Here is a 20,973-nt window from a genome sequence, read left to right as displayed (position 1 = left end):
GTTACGCAAAATATGAACCGACACATTTTAAGACAGAAAACAAACCAGCCATTCACCAGGGCTTAGTATTAGCGGACGCGCAATGCTTATTGCAAGCGTTGTCCTTCTATTTTACATTTGTGCCTGCCGACAGTTTAATGCTTCGTCATGTCCGCCATCGCCAAGCCCTGAACCGTGAGCCTGTGAAATAACCCCTTTTTGGCGCAAGCGTCCGCTTGCGCCAAAAAGGGGAATATACCGGCATTAGTGCACCCTTCAAAGTTTATACTCACCGCACTACGTCATACCCGAAGTGCTATCTTTATTCCAGAAAATTCCTGCTGCACAATGACAAAACCCGACATCTATAAACCCAAAAATAAAATACGCGTGGTAACTGCCGCTTCGCTGTTCGATGGCCATGATGCGGCTATCAACATCATGCGGCGCATCATTCAGTCAAGCGGCGCCGAAGTGATTCACCTCGGCCACGACCGCAGCGTGCAGGAAGTGGTGGACTGCGCCATACAGGAAGATGCACAGGCCATTGCCATGACGAGTTACCAGGGCGGCCATATGGAATACTTCAAGTACATGTTTGACCTGCTGCAGGAAAAAGGTTGTTCACACATCAAGATATTCGGCGGCGGCGGCGGCGTCATCCTTCCGGCTGAAATTGAAGAACTGCAGCAATACGGCATCGCGCGCATCTATTCACCCGACGACGGCCGCGCCATGGGCCTGCAGGGGATGATTAACGACATGCTGCAGCAATGCGACTTTCCCACAGGCATGCATTTGAACGGAGAAGTGAAGGAACTGAAGAACCGGAATCCGCATGCCATCGCCACACTGATTTCCGGCGCGGAAAATTTTCCGGAACAATCAAAGCCACTGCTGGATGAAGTGCATCAATTATCAAAACATGTGAAAACACCGGTGCTGGGTATCACCGGAACCGGTGGCGCCGGAAAATCTTCTTTGGTGGATGAACTGGTGAGAAGATTCCTCATCGACTTCAAAGAAAAAACGATCGCTATCATTTCCGTGGATCCTTCTAAACGTAAAACAGGCGGCGCACTGCTGGGTGACCGCATCCGGATGAATTCCATCCGCAACGAAAGAGTGTTCATGCGTTCGCTCGCTACACGACAGTCCAATCTTGCGCTGAGCAAGTACGTGAAGGAAGCCATCGACATTGTGAAGGCCGCGCAATTTGATCTCATCATTCTCGAAACTTCCGGCATTGGCCAGAGCGACACCGAAATCATCGAACACAGCAACCTGAGTTTGTATGTGATGACACCGGAATACGGTGCAGCTTCACAGCTTGAGAAAATTGACATGCTCGATTTCGCCGACATCATCGCCCTCAACAAGTTTGACAAACGCGGCGCACTCGATGCATTGCGTGATGTGAAGAAACAATACAAACGCAATCACCAGCTATGGGAAGTGGACGACGATGACATTCCCGTTTTCGGCACTATAGCTTCTCAGTTCAATGATCCGGGCATGAACCGGCTGTACAAATCGGTGATGGATAAAATTGCGGAAAAAACAGGCGCAGCACTGCAACCTCATCTCGATATCACGAAGGAGATGAGTGAAAAAATTTACATCATTCCGCCTGCACGCACACGGTACCTGAGTGAGATATCAGAGAACAACAGGAAATATGATCAGTGGGTGACGCAACAAAGCGCCGTGGCGCAGCAACTTTTTGCATTGCACACCTCAAGAAATATTCTCGAAAGCGCATCAGAAAACGCCGGCGAAAAAACAACAGCCATTGCGCACTTGAATGCACACTATTCCAATCTCGAATTATTATTAGACGGCCAAAACAGGAAACTGCTGGAAGGCTGGGAAACAAAATGTAAAAACTACCGTGATGAATTTTATGTCTATAAAGTGCGCGGCAAAGACATCAAGGTAAAAACACACACCGAATCTCTTTCGCACACGCAAATTTCAAAAGTGGCGACGCCGAAATTTGAAGCCTGGGGAGAAATTCTGAAATGGGCTTTGAAAGAAAACTTCCCCGGGGAATTTCCATATACCGCCGGCATCTATCCTTTCAAACGCGAAGGCGAAGATCCGACTCGCATGTTTGCCGGTGAAGGCGGGCCGGAGCGCACCAACAAACGATTCCATTATGTTTCATTAGGCCTTCCCGCCAAAAGATTGTCCACGGCATTTGATTCGGTTACGCTCTACGGACAGGATCCTGAATACCGCCCGGATATCTATGGCAAAATCGGCAACAGCGGCGTTTCCATCTGCTGCCTCGATGATGCGAAGAAATTATACAGCGGTTTCAACCTTGCTGATCCCAAGACATCCGTGTCGATGACCATCAATGGCCCTGCTGCCATCATCACCGGCTTTTTTATGAACGCTGCCATCGATCAGCAATGTGAGTTGTACATTAAAGAACATGGGCTGACGGAAATGGTGAATGAAAAGATCGCGGAGATTTATAAACGGAAAGGAACAAAGCGTCCGGCTTACCAGGGCGCGTTGCCGGAAGGAAATAATGGCCTGGGACTGCTGCTGCTGGGTGTTACCGGCGACCAGGTATTGGAAGCAGACGTTTACAAAAAGATAAAGGAAAACACCCTCCACCAGGTTCGCGGAACGGTGCAGGCCGACATCCTGAAAGAAGACCAGGCACAGAACACCTGCATCTTCTCCACGGAGTTTTCATTGCGGCTGATGGGAGATGTGCAGGATTATTTCATCAAACATAAGGTGCGTAATTTCTACAGTGTTTCCATTTCAGGTTATCATATCGCAGAAGCGGGCGCTAATCCCATCACGCAACTGGCCTTTACGCTGGCCAACGGATTTACGTACGTGGAATATTATTTAAGTCGTGGTATGCACATCGACGACTTCGCACCTAACCTCTCCTTCTTCTTTTCCAATGGCATTGATCCTGAATATGCAGTAATTGGCAGAGTAGCCAGAAGAATATGGGCCAAAGCCATGAAGCTGAAGTATGGTGCGAATGAACGATCACAGATGCTGAAGTACCACATTCAAACCAGCGGCCGTTCATTGCATGCACAGGAAATTGATTTCAATGATATCCGCACCACGCTGCAGGCACTGTATGCTATTTATGACAATTGCAATTCGCTGCACACCAATGCTTATGATGAAGCGATTACCACGCCCACGGAAGGAAGCGTTCGCAGAGCCATGGCCATTCAGTTAATCATCAACCGTGAATTAGGATTAGCGAAAAATGAAAATCCGATGCAGGGATCTTTTATCACGGAAGAACTTACGGATCTTGTGGAAGAGGCAGTGCTTACCGAATTCGATCGTATCACGGAACGTGGTGGCGTGTTAGGCGCCATGGAAACCATGTATCAGCGCGGAAAAATTCAGGAAGAAAGCATGTACTATGAAACATTAAAACACAATGGCGAATATCCGATCATTGGGGTGAATACCTTCTTAAGCTCAAAAGGATCGCCAACCATTGTGCCTTCAGAAGTGATACGTGCCACCACGGAAGAAAAAGAATACCAGATCAGCATGCTGGCTGAACTGCACAGAACGCATAGCGATATTGCCGCTGAGTTGCTTTCAAAGTTGCAGTCCACCGCCATTCAGAATAAGAACATGTTTGAATCGCTGATGGAAGTAACCAAATACTGTTCGCTGGGACAGATTACGAATGCATTGTTTGAGGTGGGCGGGCAGTACCGGAGAAATATGTAAGACTGCAACTATTGACAATCCTGCGGCAGTCCCAACTCCTCCCGCATCGCACGGTCTGCATTGTTGTGATGCTTCCAGTAATCACTCATCATCGTTTTGTTCAGTGTTGCAGTGGTCGTCAGCAGTTTTCCGTCAAATCCCGGAAATGTTTCTTCCCAAGCGGTAATCCTGAAAGGAAAAACTTTTTCAAAATGAATATGTAACGTGTGTTGCTGCGTGGTGTATTCAATCGTGTAAATATTTTCGGTTCCGCCCTGCTGCAACGACAGCTTCGCTGTTTGCACTTCCAATGGAATATGCGTCATCCGTGTATATAAACTTCCCGGCAACAAACGATGCTCGCCTTCCGGTAGCTTTTCAGGTGCAATCCTGATAAGGTTCCACAACTCATCTTCCGGAATTCCATCTTCCAGGCTCATGGCTTTATCGCCTTCCTCTTCAAAATAAGAATACGATGCGACATGATATTTCTTCCCCTGTTTATTCATCTGCATATAGGTGATGCCGCACCATTCCTGCACACTCGCAGTCACTTTTACCGCATCAGGATAATTATGCAGGTCAACCGGTGAAAAGACAGACAGCATCATCGAATACGGATAAATACCCGTGTTGAATTTCTTAACCAGGTTAAGTTTCATCACCGGCAGGCGGTCAACTCCGGCCGCTTCCAGGCGATCCAGTTTTACTTGCTTTGAAGCGGAAAAGTCTTCTGTCACAAAAATGGTGATGGCATTGCCTTCATGTATCTCGCCGTAACGTGCCTGCTTCAGGTTGTAAGAACAGATTTCCGCCTTGCCACCGTACCAGTAATTCTTAAATGCATCCGTTAATACAAACGGCTCCTTCATGGTGGCAGGCACTTCATTTTTACCGCTTTCATTTTGCCTTGCACCGGCATCATCGCTGCAACTGTTTAATGTTGTGATGATGCTGAAAAAGTTGAGGGACACGAAAAGCAGAAACGTTGATCTGTACATAGCAACCGGTTTACTGAAGAGGAAAATCACTGCCTGAAAAGCGTTCAAATATACAAAGCAAAGGCCGTACTGCTGTGTTCTGCGGTACGGCCTTCGGGAAACAATATTCAATGTAAGCAGTGCCTGCGCTTTAGATGAGGAAAGCCCTACCCGTTATACAATTCATCGTAGTATTCATCGGCCATCCTGTTGGATTCAAACATGGGAAACACGCTGTGCATACTTTCCTTCATCATCTTGATCCATGCCGAAGGCTTTTTGTAGTACATCGGTATGATACGGTGTTCGAGTATTTCGTACAGATGTTCCATGTCCTGCATATCCTGTATGTGCACCGCAGCCTGCTGATCAGCCCATGGAATGATGAATGAATTTTCCTTGGTAGCATATTCCGGTATCCATCCGTCATCTGTTGAGAAGTTGATGGCGCCGTTCATGGCCGCCGTCATGCCGGAAGTTCCCGACGCCTCACGCGGAACACGCGGTGTATTCAGCCAGATGTCGGCACCTGCTTTCAGCTCGCGCGATAACCGCAGCTCATACCCGACCAGCACAGCCATGTTTTTATATTTTTTAGAAAGATGCACGAGGCTGTTGAACGTGGAGATGGCTCCGTAATCGGTAGGATAAGGTTTGCCCGCCCAGATAATCTGTACAGGCTGATCGGTGCGTGTCATCAGCTTATCAAACCTGTCAATGTCCTGCGTGATGAGATCGGGCCGCTTATAGCCCGCAAATCGTCTTGCCCATACAATGGTCAGTATATCCTGATCGAATATTTTTCCCGTCTGATCCGCTACGGTTTCAAACAACTTCGACTTCAGATATTTCTTCCGGTTCACGAGGTATTTGTAACGGTGCTTGCTCATGAAATCATACATCGTTGCGTCCACCCAATAGTGGCTGTTCTGCGAATTGGTGATGGCTATGATGGGGCAAACACCTTCATACTTCGACCACATGCCGCGGGATACTTTTCCGTGCAGCTGTGAAACACCATTGGCAAGCCGCGCAAAACGCAGCGCGCATAGAGAATGATCGAAAACGTCTCCTGTTGTTTTCGAAAGGGTCCGCGCTTCTTCCAGTGACAAGCCGCAGAAATATCCCAGCTTATGAAGGAGATAGATATCATGCTTCTCATTGCCCGCTTCTTCCGGCGTATGCGTGGTAAACACGAGGCGCTTTTTAACTTCATCGAGACTCTTGTATTTCTGGTAGAGGTAGAAAGCGGAAGAAAACCCATGTGCTTCATTGAGATGCACCACTTCAGCATTAAAGCTCAGGTAATCGAGCAGCTTGGCACCGCCAATACCCAACAGGATGAACTGCGCTATTTTAGCTGCAGTGTCCGGATCATACAAGTGATGACTGATGGATTGCGCCAGGTAATCATTCTCCGGTATATCCGTGGTCAGGAAAAACATTGGCACCGTATTAAAATAATGTGGCGCAAGATATTTGGCGGTTACCCAAACCGGGTGACTGTTGATTTCTATCGTGAAGCGTATGCCGGTATCTTCAAGAAAGGAGTAGTTCTTTTCCAGAAAGAGCGCATCCATCGACTGATCCTGTTTGCGGATCTGATCGTAGTAACCGTACTTCCAGAGAATGCCGATGCCAATCATGTTTTGCTGCAGCTCATAAGCACTTTTCATGTGTGATCCGGAAAGAAAACCCAAACCGCCCGAGTAGATTTTCAGGGCCTGGTCAACGGCGAACTCCATACTGAAGTAGGCCACACGCTTGCTGTATTTTTTGTTGTAGGTATATGGATGCTTGTATTTTGTTTCAAAGAGATTCATGTCTGTTTTTTTGATGAAGAATGAAGCAACGCTTTTTGCAAAGCGGGCGCTAAAATATCAGAAGAATTTGGTTTCTCCACGCCAACTGTAAGAATGACCTGCGAAAGCAACAGGAGAAATATGATGGAAATCAGGTTTGACTGCACACCAACTTATTTAATGTAAAAATTTTGCTGCGCGGAACAGGTGGCATCAATTTGCATGAAGCAACAAACCGCTTCATGATGTTCCCCTGAAAATGACAACCGCCTGACACAGGAATTAAAGCAGATTAACATACTTTACAGTATCTTTAGGAATCAATTCCGATGTATGAAAAAAATCCTGTGCACCATCGCATTGTTTTTATTTCCCGGCTTATCCTTTTCGCAGCCAGGCTTCTCATTTCCGCATACCGATGCCATCTGGGGACAGTTTAACGGAGTATATTATGGCACCCCTTTTGGCATCGATTATTACACAGGTGCAAGCTTCTCCTATGCTGCAAACGGCGATTCGCTGCTGAATGGTTTTACCTACATTAAGCTGTACAGCGCCGATGCCACTGGCAGCATCAATAATCTACCGCCAAGATTGATCCGTGAAGAAGGTGATAAGGTTTATTACTACCTCGCGGATATGGAAAGCGATACGTTGTTATATGATTTCTCACTTCAGCCCGGACAGACTGCACAGGTTTATTCCGACTACCCTGTCAATATGCTTTCGGTGGACAGTGTTGGGGAAATAATGATAGCCAGTCAGATCAGAAAGTGTATTTATTTCAGCGAACCTTCAGGTTATAGCGTGTTTGCCCAGGCAAACTACTTTGAAGATAACCATACTCCTGTAACCTGGATTGAAGGTATCGGGAGCAACGATGGCTTATTTTCACCCGGCGGTGGATGGAACATTGTGGATGGTATTGGTTTTCTCACCTGTTTTAAAGAACATGACACGCTGAAATATGGCATCGATTGCAACCTCGTATATACCGGCATCACGTCTCGGGAAAAAAACAATTCGTTTGCCGTTTATCCGAATCCTGCCACTGAGCGAATTTTCATAGAATGGAATATTGCTTCATCCATAGAAACAGAGCTGACGTTGTATTCTTCGGCAGGGGAGAAAGTACTGAGCCGGCATATCAGTGCAAACGGCAGCATGCAGCACATACTTGATCTGAGCGCATTTCCGAATGGACTTTACCTGCTACAGGTTACATCAGCCGATTCAATTTTATGTGCGAAACTTCAATTGGCCAGATAACAGGAAATTGAAATCACATAATGCTGATTACTTTACTGACGGCTGATGCACGATAATAAATGCAATCAAATCATCCAGGCTTATGCCTGCACGCACGGCCGCATCTGTAATGTCTTCCCGCGATACATTGGCGGCAAAACTTTTTTCCTTCAATCGCTTCTTAACACCTTTCAGTTCCATGGCTTCATATCCGTTGGGGCGCATCAGCGAATAGGCATGTATAAGTCCTGATAATTCATCAAACGCATACAGCATCTTATCCATTTTCGTTTCCGGCTCCACCCCAAAATATTTCGGGCCGTGCGAAGCGATGGCATGAATGATTGCAGGATCTGTCTTCCTGTGTTCCAGCTCTTCAATAATGCGGCGGCAGTGCTCATCAGGCCATTGGTCCCAGTCAGCATCGTGCAGCAAGCCGGCCGTTTCCCATGCCCATTGTTCCGCTTCATCCAGGTTTTCACGCTCAGCGGCCCACATCTTCATCAAGAATGCCACCTGCTGCATGTGCAGCTTAAGCCGGTCATTTTTTACCCATGCATTCAGTATTTCATTCGCCTCTTCGCGCGTAATGTTGCGCCCTTTATCTGCAGGATTTCCGAAAACTGTTCTTCCCAGCGAAAGTGTAGCCATAAAATAATGTATTGCAGCGTTGAAGTTAATAAGCTTCTGCATAATGAGGCACGCGAAAAATCGTCAGACATGTTTCTTTAAACCGATCGTTTGCAGATTTAAATAATCACTGCCGCTCAACGATTATTTTTGCACGTGCGAAAATTTTCTGCAAACCTCGTGCTCCCTGTTTCGGCTCCACCCATCATCAATGGCGTGGTGGTGACAGGCGATGACGGCACCATCCTTCACGTGGGCGAACGGGATGCATTCGATCTTTCCTCTATTGAAATAGCGGAAGGAATCATCTGCCCCGGATTTATCAATGCACATTGCCATGTCGAGCTCTCTTATATGCAAGACAAAATCGCGGCGGGAAGAGGCATTGCGCAATTTATTATCGACCTGATTGATTACCGCAACAGTTTCCCGGTTGAGCATGCAAATGACTTCGAAGCGCTGATATCATCAGCCGGCGAACTTGCGATGACGGAAATGCTTGCAAACGGCATTGTGGGTGTAGGCGATATATCCAACGACAGCTACACTTTTATCAGTAAAGCAAACAGCCCCTTACGCTTTCATACTTTTATCGAATGCTTCGGATTTTATCCTGAAAAGGCAGAAAAGTATTTCGAGTATTCGCTCAGTCTCTTTCATAAAGCAATGGCGCTGCACCTTGCAGCATCAGTTACGCCGCATGCACCCTACAGTGTGCCGCCGGAGCTGTTTCAAAAAATATTTTCTTTCCGCCACAATCATCCGCCACTCTTCAGCTATCATAACCAGGAATCTGATGCGGAGGCATCCTTCTTCAAAAACGGCACCGGCGGTTTCGAACAGGTGCTTCAGCATTTCAATATTCCGTCCACTGTATTTTTTCCTACCGGGAAAAACAGCCTGCAATCTGTAATAGATTACTTTCCGCAAGACCATAAAGTATTATTCGTGCATAATACAACGGCTGATGCAAATGACGTGGCAACGATTGCCGGTCAGCTGCCGGGCGCTTACTTTTGCTTCTGCCCGAATGCCAATCTTTATATTGAAAAACGGCTGCCGCACTTTCCGCTTTTTGCCGGCTACCCTGATCGCATTTGTATCGGAACAGACAGCTATGCATCGAATCATCAGCTCTCCATCCTCGAAGAAATCAAGACGATGCAAAAATATGATCCGTCATTAAGCACCGCCGAACTGATCAGGTGGAGCACACTCAATGGCGCAAGGTTTTTCGGCTGGGATCAGCAGCTGGGAAGTATTGAACCGGGAAAGAAACCCGGCCTGAACCTGCTGAGTCATGTCACGGCAGGATATAACCTTACCGAAAACACTGCCATCAATAAATTAATATAGCGGGCAAACATTTGCACCTCCTGCATTGTTATTCAGCCATTTGCAGACAACCCGGAACGCTTTCGATGTTTCTGCCCGTCTGTTTTTGCAGGGTTTTTTCAGTTTTTCACCTTCAAAATGAAACACCCGGAAAAATATTTTTTTTAAACAATATCTGCATTCCTGATTCGTCGACGGGATCGTGCCATTGGTCAACCAATTGTTCATAGCCATCTAAATTATAATGGAAACTTCGGAGATTAAAAATGTTTCCATAGTTTTGCCACCGATTTATGAGCCACCCCAGCAAAGACAGTCAGAGTAAGACCCGCGAACGCATTTTGCTGGCCGCGCAGGAGCTGTTTTACAGTTATGGTATCCGCAGCATCACCATGGATGACATTGCGCGGCATCTTTCCATTTCCAAGAAAACGATTTACCATTTCTTCAGCGACAAGCATGAGATTGTGCAGATGCTTTGCCGGCTTGACTGCGACCACAATGAGTCGCGGATGCAAAACATTGCAGAACATGCAGCCGATGCCATTGATGAAGTGCTGCAGTCAATGGATTTCCTCAGCGATATGTTATCGAAGATGAATCCGAATCTCATCTACGACCTGCAGAAATATCACCCCGAAAGCTGGAAAGAGTTCAATGCCTTCCGTGAGCGGCACTTACTGGGAACAGTGGAAGCCAATCTGAAAAAAGGCATCAAACAAGGGTTGTACCGTTCCGACATCAATATCAAGATCATTGCAAGACTCCGGGTGGAAGAAGTGCAGATGGGCCTGAACCCTGCATTGTTTTCACCTTCCAAATTTAATCTTCATGATGTGCAGCTCGCTTTGCTCGAGCACTTCCTTTTTGGCATTCTTACCATGCAGGGCATCAGGCTGCTGGCAAAATATAAAGCAGGAAAAAAATTAAAAAAACAAAAAGTAGTAGCATGAAAAAACTGTTTATTCCGGTATTGATCCTCGCGGGATTGGCCTTTAACGCCGGCGCACAAACCCAGTCAACTGACACCCTCCGGATGTCGTTGCGACAGGCGGTTGATTATGCATTAACGACGCAAACCAATGTAAAGAACGCAATGCTGGACGCCGAAATTTCGCGACGCCAGTCACAGGAATACACCGGTATCGCCTTGCCGCAGATCAACGGAACTTTCGACTTTGCGGATTATATTAAGCTGCCTACTTCGCTTATTCCCGCCGAATTTTTTGGAGGTGAACCCGGCACTTACCAACCTATTCAGTTTGGTACGCAATACAATGGAACAGCCAGCCTAAATGCTTCGCAGCTGGTGTTTGACGGGCGCTATTTTCTCGGGCTGAAAGCCACGAGGGCACTTGCCGAACTGAGTTCTAAAAATGTTGACCGTACCACAATTGAAACAACGGAAAGCGTGATGAAAGCTTACCTGACTGCATTGATAACAAAAGAACGGCTCTCACAACTGGAGGCCAACGCGGCAAGCCTTAAAAAAACGCTCGACAATACGAAAGCACTTTATCAAAGCGGCTTCGTTGAAAAGGTGGATGTAGACCGCATTACCGTTGGCTATAATAACCTGTTAACCGATAAAGATAAAGTTGAGAAGTTCAGCCAGGTCAGCATTAACCTCCTCAAGTTTCAGATGGGTATGGATGTGAATCAGATACTTCTCCTTTCCGATACACTTTATGAAGCAGATTTTGAAACAATACTGCAGAACACTGCAGCGGCCAATATCAATAACCGCGTTGAATACCAGATTCTCCAAACATCCTATTCCCTGGCCGAGATGAACATGAAACGCTATAAGGTGGGTTATCTTCCCAGCCTGTATGCTGTCGGCGGTTACAGTTACCAGGCACAGGTGAATGAATTTGACCTTATTCCTTCCAGCAAATGGTACAACACCGCATATGTCGGCTTCACCTTCAGCCTTCCCATCTTCGATGGTTTACAGAAAGCAAGACAGATTCAGCAGGGTAAACTTGAAATGATGAAAAGAGAAAACAACCTTAACAACTTTCAGAATGTAATGAAACTGGAAGTGTCTACATCAAAGTCGAACCTGGAGAATGCCATTGCCGCATTAGATGTGCAGCGCAGCAACCAGGAACTGGCAGGAGAAATTGTATCCATTTCGCGCAAAAAATTTGAATTGGGCGTTGGCAGCAGTTTGGAAGTGACGGATGCTGAAACTTCCTATAAAGATGCGCAGGCAAGCTACCTCTCCGCCTTATACGATGCATGGACAGCGAGAATTGAACTCGAGAAGGCATTAGGCACACTCGTAAGCAATTACGGAAAATAAGCACTTAAACGGATGACCCTTAACTAATTCAACCCTCATTTTTAAATTTCTTATACCCAATATGAAAAACCTGTTAATACTAATTGCTGTTGCCATCACCATCGTCTCGTTCAACTCCTGCTCTGACGGTGATAAAAAAGCAAAACTCGAAAACCTGAAGAACCAACATGCGGAAATTGAAAAGCAGATTAAAGAGCTGGAAGCTGAACTGCTGAAGGAATCAGGTCAGAAGCCGCTTGAAAAAGCAGTGCTCGTGGCGGTTACGGAAGCCGTTCAGCAACCTTTTTCGCATTATATTGAATTGCAGGGTAAAGTAGATGCCGAAGATAATGTGAACGTGACGCCGCAGATGCCGGGCACCATCCAGAATGTTTATGTGACAGCCGGACAACAGGTCACAAAAGGACAAGTACTTGCCGCACTCGATGCAGCAACCATCACGGCACAGATGGATGCGCTGAAGAAAAACCTGGAACTGGCCACTATTCTGTATGAAAAGCAGAAATCATTGTGGGAACAGAATATCGGCACCGAAGTGCAATACCTGACGGCAAAAAACCAGATGGAATCACTCGGCAAACAAATGGATGCCATGAAGGAACAATACCAGCTGACCAAACTGGTTTCTCCCATCAATGGCATCGTTGATAACGTCGATATCAAAGTGGGGCAGATAGCATCGCCGGGTTATGCAGGTATAAGGGTGGTGAATTTCAGTAACCTGAAGGTAAAAGGTGAAGTATCTGAGTCTTACGCTGCACAGATTCACCAGGGAGATAAAGTGAAGATCGCATTTCCTGACCTGAATATGGAAATTGATTCGAAGGTGAGCTACGCTTCTAAAGTGATCAATCCGCAATCGCGGACATTCACCGTGGAATCAAAACTTTCAGGAAAAGACACCTTCAGGCCCAATATGATTGCCCTGATGAAAATCCTGGATTATGAAAAACCGGCAGCATTTGTCGTACCGGTTAATCTCATTCAAAAATCAAAAGAAAGCGATTTTGTATATGTGGCGGCTGAAGAAAACGGGCGGAAAACCGCGAAACGCCAATCCGTTACCGTAGGGAATATTTACAACGGCCAGGCTGAAATCATCGCCGGCCTTCAGGCAGGCGATAAAGTAATCACCACAGGATACCAGGACATTGTTACCGGACAGGTAATACAATATTGATAACGATTGCCATTATCATGGTAAGCGTATCGCTCACAAAAGATTTTTAGCATCCCTTTAACGGATAAACGATGAAAGACAATTTAAAAGAATTTAAGCCCAGCAGCTGGGCCATTGATAACCGCACCACGATTTTTATTATCGTGCTGATCCTCACTTTTATGGGTATCAGGGCTTACAATAATCTGCCGAAGGAACTGTTTCCCGATGTAACTATGCCGACGATCTATGTCTCCACCATCTATCCGGGATCGGCGCCAACAGATATTGAAAACCTGATTACCAAGCCGCTGGAGAAAGAAATAGGCGCTATCAATGGCGTGAATAAGATCACCAGCAGTTCCGTGCAGGATTTCTCCTCCATACAGGTGGAATTCGTTTCAGGAACGGATCTCGCTGATGCGAATCAGAAGGTTAAGGATGCTGTGGACAAGGCTAAAAACAACCTGCCCAATGATCTTGATCCCACCTGGGGGCCCAATGTGGCAAAGGTGGAATTTTCACAGATTCCGATTATGCAGGTGAATGTCAGCGGCGACTATGATCTCGCCACGCTGAATAAGTACGCCGAGCTGTTGCAGGATAAGATTGAAACCTATCCGGAAATCAACAGGGTGGATATCATTGGCGCTCCGGAAAGGGAAATACAGATCAACGTGGACATGTACAAGATGCAGGCAGCGCAGCTTTCCATGTTTGACATCTATTCCGCCATTAGCAGCGAAAACCGGATTGTTTCCGGCGGCACTATTAAACTGGGTGATGTTCGCAGAAGTATCAGCGTAAGCGGCGAATTCAAAAATGTTGCACAAATAGAAAACCTCACCGTCAACAATAAAAAGAATGAACCCATCTACCTGAAAAGCATCGCCGAAATCAAAGACAGCTTCAAGGAACAGGAAAGCTTTGCGCGGCTCGACAATAAAAAAGTAATTACCCTGAATGTAATCAAAAAAAGCGGCGCCAACCTGATTGAAGCCTCCGATCATATTCATGAACTGGTGGATGAGGTGAAGGGCAAAGATGTTCCGACTGATATAGGATTAACCATAACCGGCGACACGTCCACCACCACGCGTACGCAGGTGGCCGACCTGATCAACACCATCATTATCGGTTTCATTCTCGTTACGCTTGTGCTGATGTTTTTTATGGGAGCCACAGATGCCATGTTTGTAGGATTGTCTGTTCCGCTTTCTATGTTTATCGCCTTCCTGGTTTTGAGCGCCATGGGCATGACCATGAACGTGATCGTGCTGTTCGGTTTCCTGCTGGGCCTTGGTATTGTGGTGGATGATGCAATTGTGGTGATTGAAAATACACACCGCATATTCGGCAATGGAAAGGTGCCCATAAAACTGGCGGCTAAAAATGCAGCCGGTGAAGTATTTGCGCCGGTACTGTCAGGGACCATGACCACGCTGGCGCCATTCTTTCCTTTACTGTTCTGGCCCGGTGTCATAGGTTCTTTCATGCATTCCCTGCCTGTTACGCTCATCCTCACGCTTACTGCATCGTTGCTGGTGGCCTACCTCATCAACCCTGTTTTTGCTTCTGCATTTATGCGGCCGCAGAAAGAAGGCGTGCGGCCCGACAGGAAAAGACAAATATTATGGTCCGGTATCATAGCACTGATGGGTTTCGTTATGGCCCTGGCCGGTGCAAAATTGCTCGGCAATGTGTTAATCGCATTAGTTATGGTTTTCTGGCTCTACCAACTGGTGCTGGTGCATTGGGTACGTGCTTTTCAAAAAAGAGGATGGCCGTCATTTCAGGCGCGTTATGCAAATTTCCTGCGCTGGACTTTGAAGCATCCCGTGATCTTATTCTCGGGTATCTTCGCCACGCTCCTGCTCGCTATCGCATTGCTTTTCATCAGCAAACCGGGGCTCGAGCAATTCCCGACCGGTGATCCTAATTTCCTGTATGCCTATGTCGTAATGCCTGCAGGCACTGATCAGGCCACCACTGATTCTGTTACAAAACTGGTGGAAAAGAAAATTTATAAAGTGCTGGGGGAAAATAATCCAATTGTAAAATCCGTGATCTCCAATGTGTCTATAGGTGCCAGTGAAGATCCGTTTGATCAAAGCGTAAGCACGAACAAGGGAAAGGTTTCCGTAGCGTTTATTGAGCCGGCCGACCGCAGAAACCGAAAGTCAGAGATCTATGCTGAAAAATTCCGTGAAGCATTGAAAGGTATTCCCGGCGCTCAGATAACTGTGGGCGCAGAACAAAACGGCCCGCCTCAAGGTAAGCCGATTAACATAGAAATTTCCGGTGACGACTTCAACAAGTTACTGGCAACCACCAATGGCATTAAACGGTACCTCGACTCACTGAACATACCGGGCATCGAAGAGTTGAAAACCGATCTGCAGGCCAATAAGCCGGAGATTACGATTGACCTCGACAGGGAAAGGATGAACCGCGAAGGCATCTCCACGCAAACCGTAGGTTTTGAAATACGCAATGCGATTTATGGTTGGGAAGCGAGTAAGTATAAGGAAGGCAATGATGATTATCCGATCGTAATACGCTATGACGAATCGCAACGCAAGAGCATCGATCAGCTCAAAGACCTGATCATTACGTTTATTGATCAGACCAATGGCCAGGTGCGACAGGTGCCACTGAGTGCTTTTGCTACTATTAAGTATTCCAGCACCTATACCGGCATTAAACGCATCGATCAGAAAAGGGTGGTAACACTCGGTTCAAATCTGTTGACGGGCTATGAAAGCCAGCAACCGGTCATCATGGCGAAAGTGACGGATGCATTGGAAAGTTACCCGCTGCCGGATGATGTTAGCATTGGATACACCGGTGCTAGCCAGGATATGGAAGAAACCATCAATTTTATGGGAATAGCCTGGATCATCTCCTTATTCCTGATCGTCATCATTCTCGTAGCGCAGTTTAATTCAGTTTCTAAACCGGCCATCATCTTTGCCGAAGTATTCTTCAGTATTATCGGCGTATTGCTCGGCTATGGTATTACCGGTATGAATTTCTCCGCAGTAATGACCGGTGTTGGCGTGGTTGCACTGCTGGGTATCGTTGTACGAAACGGAATCCTGCTCGTGGAATTTACCGATCTGCTGATTGAACAAGGCGTCGAATTAAAAGAAGCAGTGGTAGAGGCTGCCAAAATCCGGATGACACCGGTTGTGCTTACGGCCACTGCAACCATACTTGGGATGATTCCACTCGCAATAGGTCTGAATATTAACTTCTACGGCCTGTTTACTGAATTCAAACCCGATATCTGGCTGGGTGGCGAAAATGTAGTCTTCTGGGGACCGCTCGCCTGGACTATCGTCTTCGGTTTAAGTTACGCTACTTTTATCACGCTGCTGGTTGTACCGGTAATGTACCTGCTTAATGAACGCTTTAAAGCATGGGTTTTCTCCATGCTGAATATCCGTAAACAAAGCAAGAAAGTGAGCCACGCAAAGCAACCCATGCATGCTGTGCTTGATGGCGATCTGCATTCGCACTAATACATAATTGCATAAAATAAGGGAGGTTATTCCGGTCGGGATAACCTCTTTTTTTTGCCAGCACGCTGTAACTATTATTGTACTTCCAAAATCGCCGGCATAACGCTCTCATATGGCTGCTCTTCATCATCAGTCAACCGGAATTGCCGTCCCGTAAGATGCTAAGGAGGAGCAGGTTGGGGCTACGGTTGTTTTTTAGTTCCGGAATGGAGCACGTATATTTGCCACCCGCTTTGGTTTTTGAACATAAAATGTATAGCTGCCCTGTTTTGAAATAATACAGAACAATGCATGAAAACAAAAGCGGGCAGGCCTGTTAGATTCACATCGCTTTACCCCGACAATATCAATGTTTTGAAAAAGTTATACCTGATATCACTGATTATTCTTTTCTCCTCTACTGTATTCTCGCAGTGGGTGCCGCAGTCAACCGGCATCAACAACAACCTACGGGGTGTTTTTGTGCTGAATGAAACCACAGGTTTTGCGGTCGGTGAAGCATTCCCGCCTGGATTTGCGCCTATCCTGAAAACAACCGATGGCGGCGCTCACTGGGTTATGAAATCATCCGGCACCGCTTACCCTTTGCGTGATATCGCTTTCAACAATAATGTAAAAGGATTTGCCTGTGGATTATATGGCACCCTGTTGAAATCAACAGATGCCGGCGATACATGGGGAACAGTGGATATCAATACCGATGCAGGATTCAGGGCCATAGATTTCCCCACCAAAGAAGTTGGATATGTGGCAGGTGAAGCCGGTGTGTTTTTAAAGACGATTAACGTTGGCGTTAGCTGGGATTCTTTAAATGCCGGCGTTTCGCAGGACCTGCTCGATATTGAATTCCTGAACAACGATACTGGCTATGCTACCGGCAGTAATGGCTTTTCAAATGGTATCATTATCCGGACGCACGATGGCGGCGCAAGCTGGCAGACAGTTTATACATGCCCGCAGGCTATTCCCGCAATTGCTGTTACTGACGACAATACCATTTTTGCGGGCGGCGGAACGACACCTAATGGCGGCCATGAATTTATTATCCGCTCACTGGATGGAGGCAATACCTGGGAAGAAGTGTTCACCGGATCTTCCGGGCATTCCATCAGGCGCGGCACCTTCACCACTCCGATAGCAGGATGGTTTGTAGATGATGCAGGCGCTGTGATCAGAACAAAAAACGGCGGAAATACGTGGTCGGTGAGCAATGTAAGCACCATGGGACTGAATGGCGTTTTTTTTACGGCAAGTGACACCGGTTATGCTGTAGGTGCGCAGGGATCAATCTATAAATTTGTTCCCTGTTCGGAACCTTTAGTCCCGCTGGGTGAGATAACCGGCGCCTCAACCCTTTGCTTTGGCACAACCAATACCTATTCTGTAGCGCCTGTTAGTGGTGCCAATACTTATCAATGGCAGGTTCCTTCGGATGCTTCCATCATCTACAGTCAGGGTGATACCTTAATAGCTGTAACTTTTAGCAGCACATCCGGTAATGTAACAGTGATAGCCGGCGCAGACTGCGATACATCGATTGCTTCACTGGAGGTTAATGTTGTACCGCCATTGGCGGCCAGCAGTGCTATTACCGGTGCCGCTGATTTCTGTTATGGTGATACAGTTATGTATTCGGTTTCTTCAATACAGAATGCTTTGAGTTATGAATGGTCAGTGCCGTCTGATGCCCAGGTGATTACACAAACAGATACAATGATTATGGTCGCCATGGGTTCCACCTCCGGCATGGTGGCCATGAAAGCCGCTGATAATTGCGATACCATTTTAATTTCATTACCTGTTTTTGCCCACACTTCACTTCCTCCTATCAATTTGATAACAGGAGATACTGCAGTTTGCCTCAACGGGTTGTCATCGTACCAGGTACCTGCAGTAGCTGATGCAATATCATATGACTGGACCATTCCATCCGGTGCATCTATTGTCTTCTCAGCTGGAGATACTATGATTGTTGTACAGTTTGATTCCACTTCTGGCAACGTGGCCGTAACTGCAAACGGATATTGTGATTCTGTTTCTGCCATATTACCGGTAAATGTTGTTGGACAATACATTACACTTGACACGCTTGCCGGACCGGCAACAGCCTGCCAGGGACAACCTGTAACCTATGGTATCGCACCCGTTCCGGATGCAATCAGTTATGACTGGTCAGTGCCGGATGATGCAACTATTTTGTCGGGACAGGGCGACACATCCATCATTGTGTCGTTTGGCGCCTCTTCCGGCACTGTAAGCATTACAGCAGGCAAATCAGATTGTGATGCAGCAATCGCATCGCTCTTTGTAAATGTAACGCCATCACTGCAGGATCCGGAAGATGTGATCGGTGTTACCTCCCTCTGCAGCGGTGATTCCGCAGAGTTTATCGTCTCCTCTGTCACAGGTGCCGATTCCTACTCATGGCAACTGCCGGAAGGATGCTCCATCATTGCCAATATCGGCGATACGCTCATTGCTGTCATCTTCGGCGACTCTTCAGGTTATGTAACTTTTTCCGCGTCATCAGTTTGTGAGACAGTAACTTCTTCATTGTATGTTACTGTTCATCCCGGTGTTCCTCCAATCAAACCTATTATTGGTGATACCATCGTTTGCACCGGTGATACGGCAACCTATAACATCGCTTCAGTGGATGGAGTTGACTATTCATGGACGGTTCCGTTCGATGCAACGATCATTGCATCAGAAGGCGATACATCCATCACCGTTAAGTTCGGCACTTCCTCCGATGGCATACTGGTAATTGCCGGCAGCGCCTGCGCCTTGCAGGATACCTTGCTGCCAGTGCAGGTAGTTGCCTTTACAAGTTTGCCGGCAATTAACGGAGATACCCTCGTTTGCGGTGGCGATACCGCCACCTACACCATACCGGCAATGGAAGGCTTACATTATTCCTGGATCGTTCCGGATGATGCCACGATCATTTCCTCACAGGGCGATACGTTAATTACAGTCGAATTCGGCAATGCATCCGGTTCCATAACCGTTATCGGAGAAAGCGCCTGTACAGCACAGGATACGAGCCTTGACATTATTGTTCATTCGTTTCCACCCGTTCACCCCATCGAAGGTGATACCGTTGTCTGTATTGGGGCAAGTGCAACATACTCCATCGCATCTGCAGAAGGAGTGGAATATGTATGGACCGTTCCATCCGGTGCGCAGATTGTTTCCTCGCAGGGGGATACATCCATTACCGTGCAGTTTGGTGACACCGGCGGAGAGATCAAGGTAACGGCCATCAATACGTGCAGCACACAGGATACTACCCTCACCGTCATCGTAGTGTCCGATCTTCCGATACAACCCATTAACGGCCCGGCAATAATTTGCACCGGCGATACAGCAACATACAGCATCGGCGCCGTGGCAGGCTTTAATCACACCTGGACTGTACCTGCTGACGCTGTGATCATTTCTTCATCAGGCGATACATCTATTACCGTAATATTTGGAAGCACTTCAGATGTTGTCTCCGTTACTTCAACCGGCGCCTGCATCACACAAGACACCAGCCTGTCAGTTACCGTGGTGGAATATCCTCCCGTACCCATCATTTCCTTTGTCGACAACAACCTTGTCTCCAGTGCACCGGCCGGCAACCAATGGTACTTTTTTGGATCAGTAATACCCGGTGCAACAGGGCAGACCTATACACCAATACAGAACGGAACGTATAGCGTAATCGTCACCTATCCGCCCGGCTGTGCCACCGAATCAGATACTTTTGAAGTAATCTCCGTCAGTGCTGTCATACCTTCAATATTGAACACTGCTGTTATCTCCCCAAATCCGTTTGAATCTTTCACGACGCTGAGCCTCATCAATAATTACCACCTGCACAACTGTTCCTTGGTGATACAGGATATACAGGGAAAAATCGTGGCAACAATGGATCACCTGTCAGGCAGTTCCGTCAGGATCTTCCGCGATGCATTGCCCGAAGGAATTTATTATTTCCGGTTGACCGATGAGCAACAAATGCTGATCACGACAGGCAAGCTGATCATTCAATAATTCTATTTGCTGTCAAAGACATCGCTTCTTAGCGGTTATATTGCTTTGTTTAACGAATAAGTATGCCGCGTTGTATTTCGCTTATTGACGCAACCTTCCGGGCAAACAGCATGATTGCTTTTGGGATACAGCTGGCTTTTCCGCATTTTGTATTGTTAAAAAGTTAAGCAGCTTCTATTTCACTTGCCTGCCTGTGTCAGGTTTTCCGGTTTCAATGCACGAGAATTATAAATCAACCTGGCAGCTCCAAATC

Annotated in this window: 11 protein-coding genes; 8 read left to right on the top strand and 3 right to left on the bottom strand. The window is 46.9% G+C overall.

Translation table 11 applies throughout. The features are described 5' to 3' along the window. The first annotated feature begins 327 nt into the window (after positions 1–327). On the top strand, positions 328–3,714 hold the full coding sequence (locus tag K1X61_10070; protein MBX7108981.1) for a methylmalonyl-CoA mutase family protein: 3,387 nt from the start codon (positions 328–330) through the stop codon (positions 3,712–3,714). Positions 3,715–3,722: 8 nt separating this feature from the next. Here the strand turns inward: K1X61_10070 and K1X61_10065 are convergent, their stop codons facing one another. Further along, positions 3,723–4,694 (bottom strand): hypothetical protein, encoded by a 972-nt coding sequence (locus tag K1X61_10065; protein MBX7108980.1) that lies wholly within the window; start codon positions 4,692–4,694, stop codon positions 3,723–3,725. A 146-nt stretch (positions 4,695–4,840) separates the two neighbouring features. Continuing rightward, complete coding sequence (glgP, locus tag K1X61_10060; GenBank protein MBX7108979.1) at positions 4,841–6,496, bottom strand: alpha-glucan family phosphorylase; 1,656 nt, start codon at positions 6,494–6,496, stop codon at positions 4,841–4,843. Between the two features lie 312 nt (positions 6,497–6,808). On the opposite strand from glgP, the gene K1X61_10055 reads away from it, so the two are divergent. Continuing rightward, the gene (locus tag K1X61_10055) at positions 6,809–7,744 is read left to right on the top strand and encodes a T9SS type A sorting domain-containing protein (GenBank protein ID MBX7108978.1); all 936 of its coding nucleotides are present in this window, start codon (positions 6,809–6,811) and stop codon (positions 7,742–7,744) included. A gap of 27 nt (positions 7,745–7,771) precedes the next feature. On the opposite strand, the gene K1X61_10050 is transcribed toward K1X61_10055, so the two are convergent. Next, on the bottom strand, positions 7,772–8,374 hold the full coding sequence (locus K1X61_10050) for a hydrolase (GenBank protein ID MBX7108977.1): 603 nt from the start codon (positions 8,372–8,374) through the stop codon (positions 7,772–7,774). A gap of 135 nt (positions 8,375–8,509) precedes the next feature. Between K1X61_10050 and K1X61_10045 the strand changes: the two genes are divergently transcribed. From K1X61_10045 to K1X61_10020, 6 genes are all read left to right on the top strand, one after another. Beyond that, positions 8,510–9,709: an amidohydrolase family protein gene (locus K1X61_10045; protein ID MBX7108976.1), complete on the top strand. Its 1,200-nt coding sequence runs from the start codon at positions 8,510–8,512 to the stop codon at positions 9,707–9,709. A 272-nt stretch (positions 9,710–9,981) separates the two neighbouring features. Then, entirely contained in the window at positions 9,982–10,641 is a 660-nt protein-coding gene (locus tag K1X61_10040) for a TetR/AcrR family transcriptional regulator (GenBank protein ID MBX7108975.1), read from the top strand. Further along, on the top strand, positions 10,638–11,996 hold the full coding sequence (locus K1X61_10035; protein ID MBX7108974.1) for a TolC family protein: 1,359 nt from the start codon (positions 10,638–10,640) through the stop codon (positions 11,994–11,996). The genes K1X61_10040 and K1X61_10035 overlap by 4 nt, the downstream gene beginning before the upstream one ends. Positions 11,997–12,057: 61 nt before the next feature. Further along, on the top strand, positions 12,058–13,176 hold the full coding sequence (locus K1X61_10030) for an efflux RND transporter periplasmic adaptor subunit (GenBank protein ID MBX7108973.1): 1,119 nt from the start codon (positions 12,058–12,060) through the stop codon (positions 13,174–13,176). 71 nt (positions 13,177–13,247) lie between these two features. Beyond that, entirely contained in the window at positions 13,248–16,679 is a 3,432-nt protein-coding gene (locus K1X61_10025; protein MBX7108972.1) for an efflux RND transporter permease subunit, read from the top strand. A 291-nt stretch (positions 16,680–16,970) separates the two neighbouring features. Next, positions 16,971–20,720 carry a T9SS type A sorting domain-containing protein gene (locus K1X61_10020; GenBank protein ID MBX7108971.1) on the top strand — a complete coding sequence of 1,250 codons (3,750 nt, stop codon included), beginning with the start codon at positions 16,971–16,973 and terminating at the stop codon, positions 20,718–20,720. Positions 20,721–20,973 lie beyond the last annotated feature (253 nt).

Source organism: Chitinophagales bacterium (genome assembly GCA_019694975.1).
Taxonomy (GTDB): Bacteria; Bacteroidota; Bacteroidia; order Chitinophagales; family UBA10324; genus JACCZZ01.
Note: the sequence above shows the minus strand (reverse complement) of the source record. Positions and strands in the feature narration are given on the sequence as shown.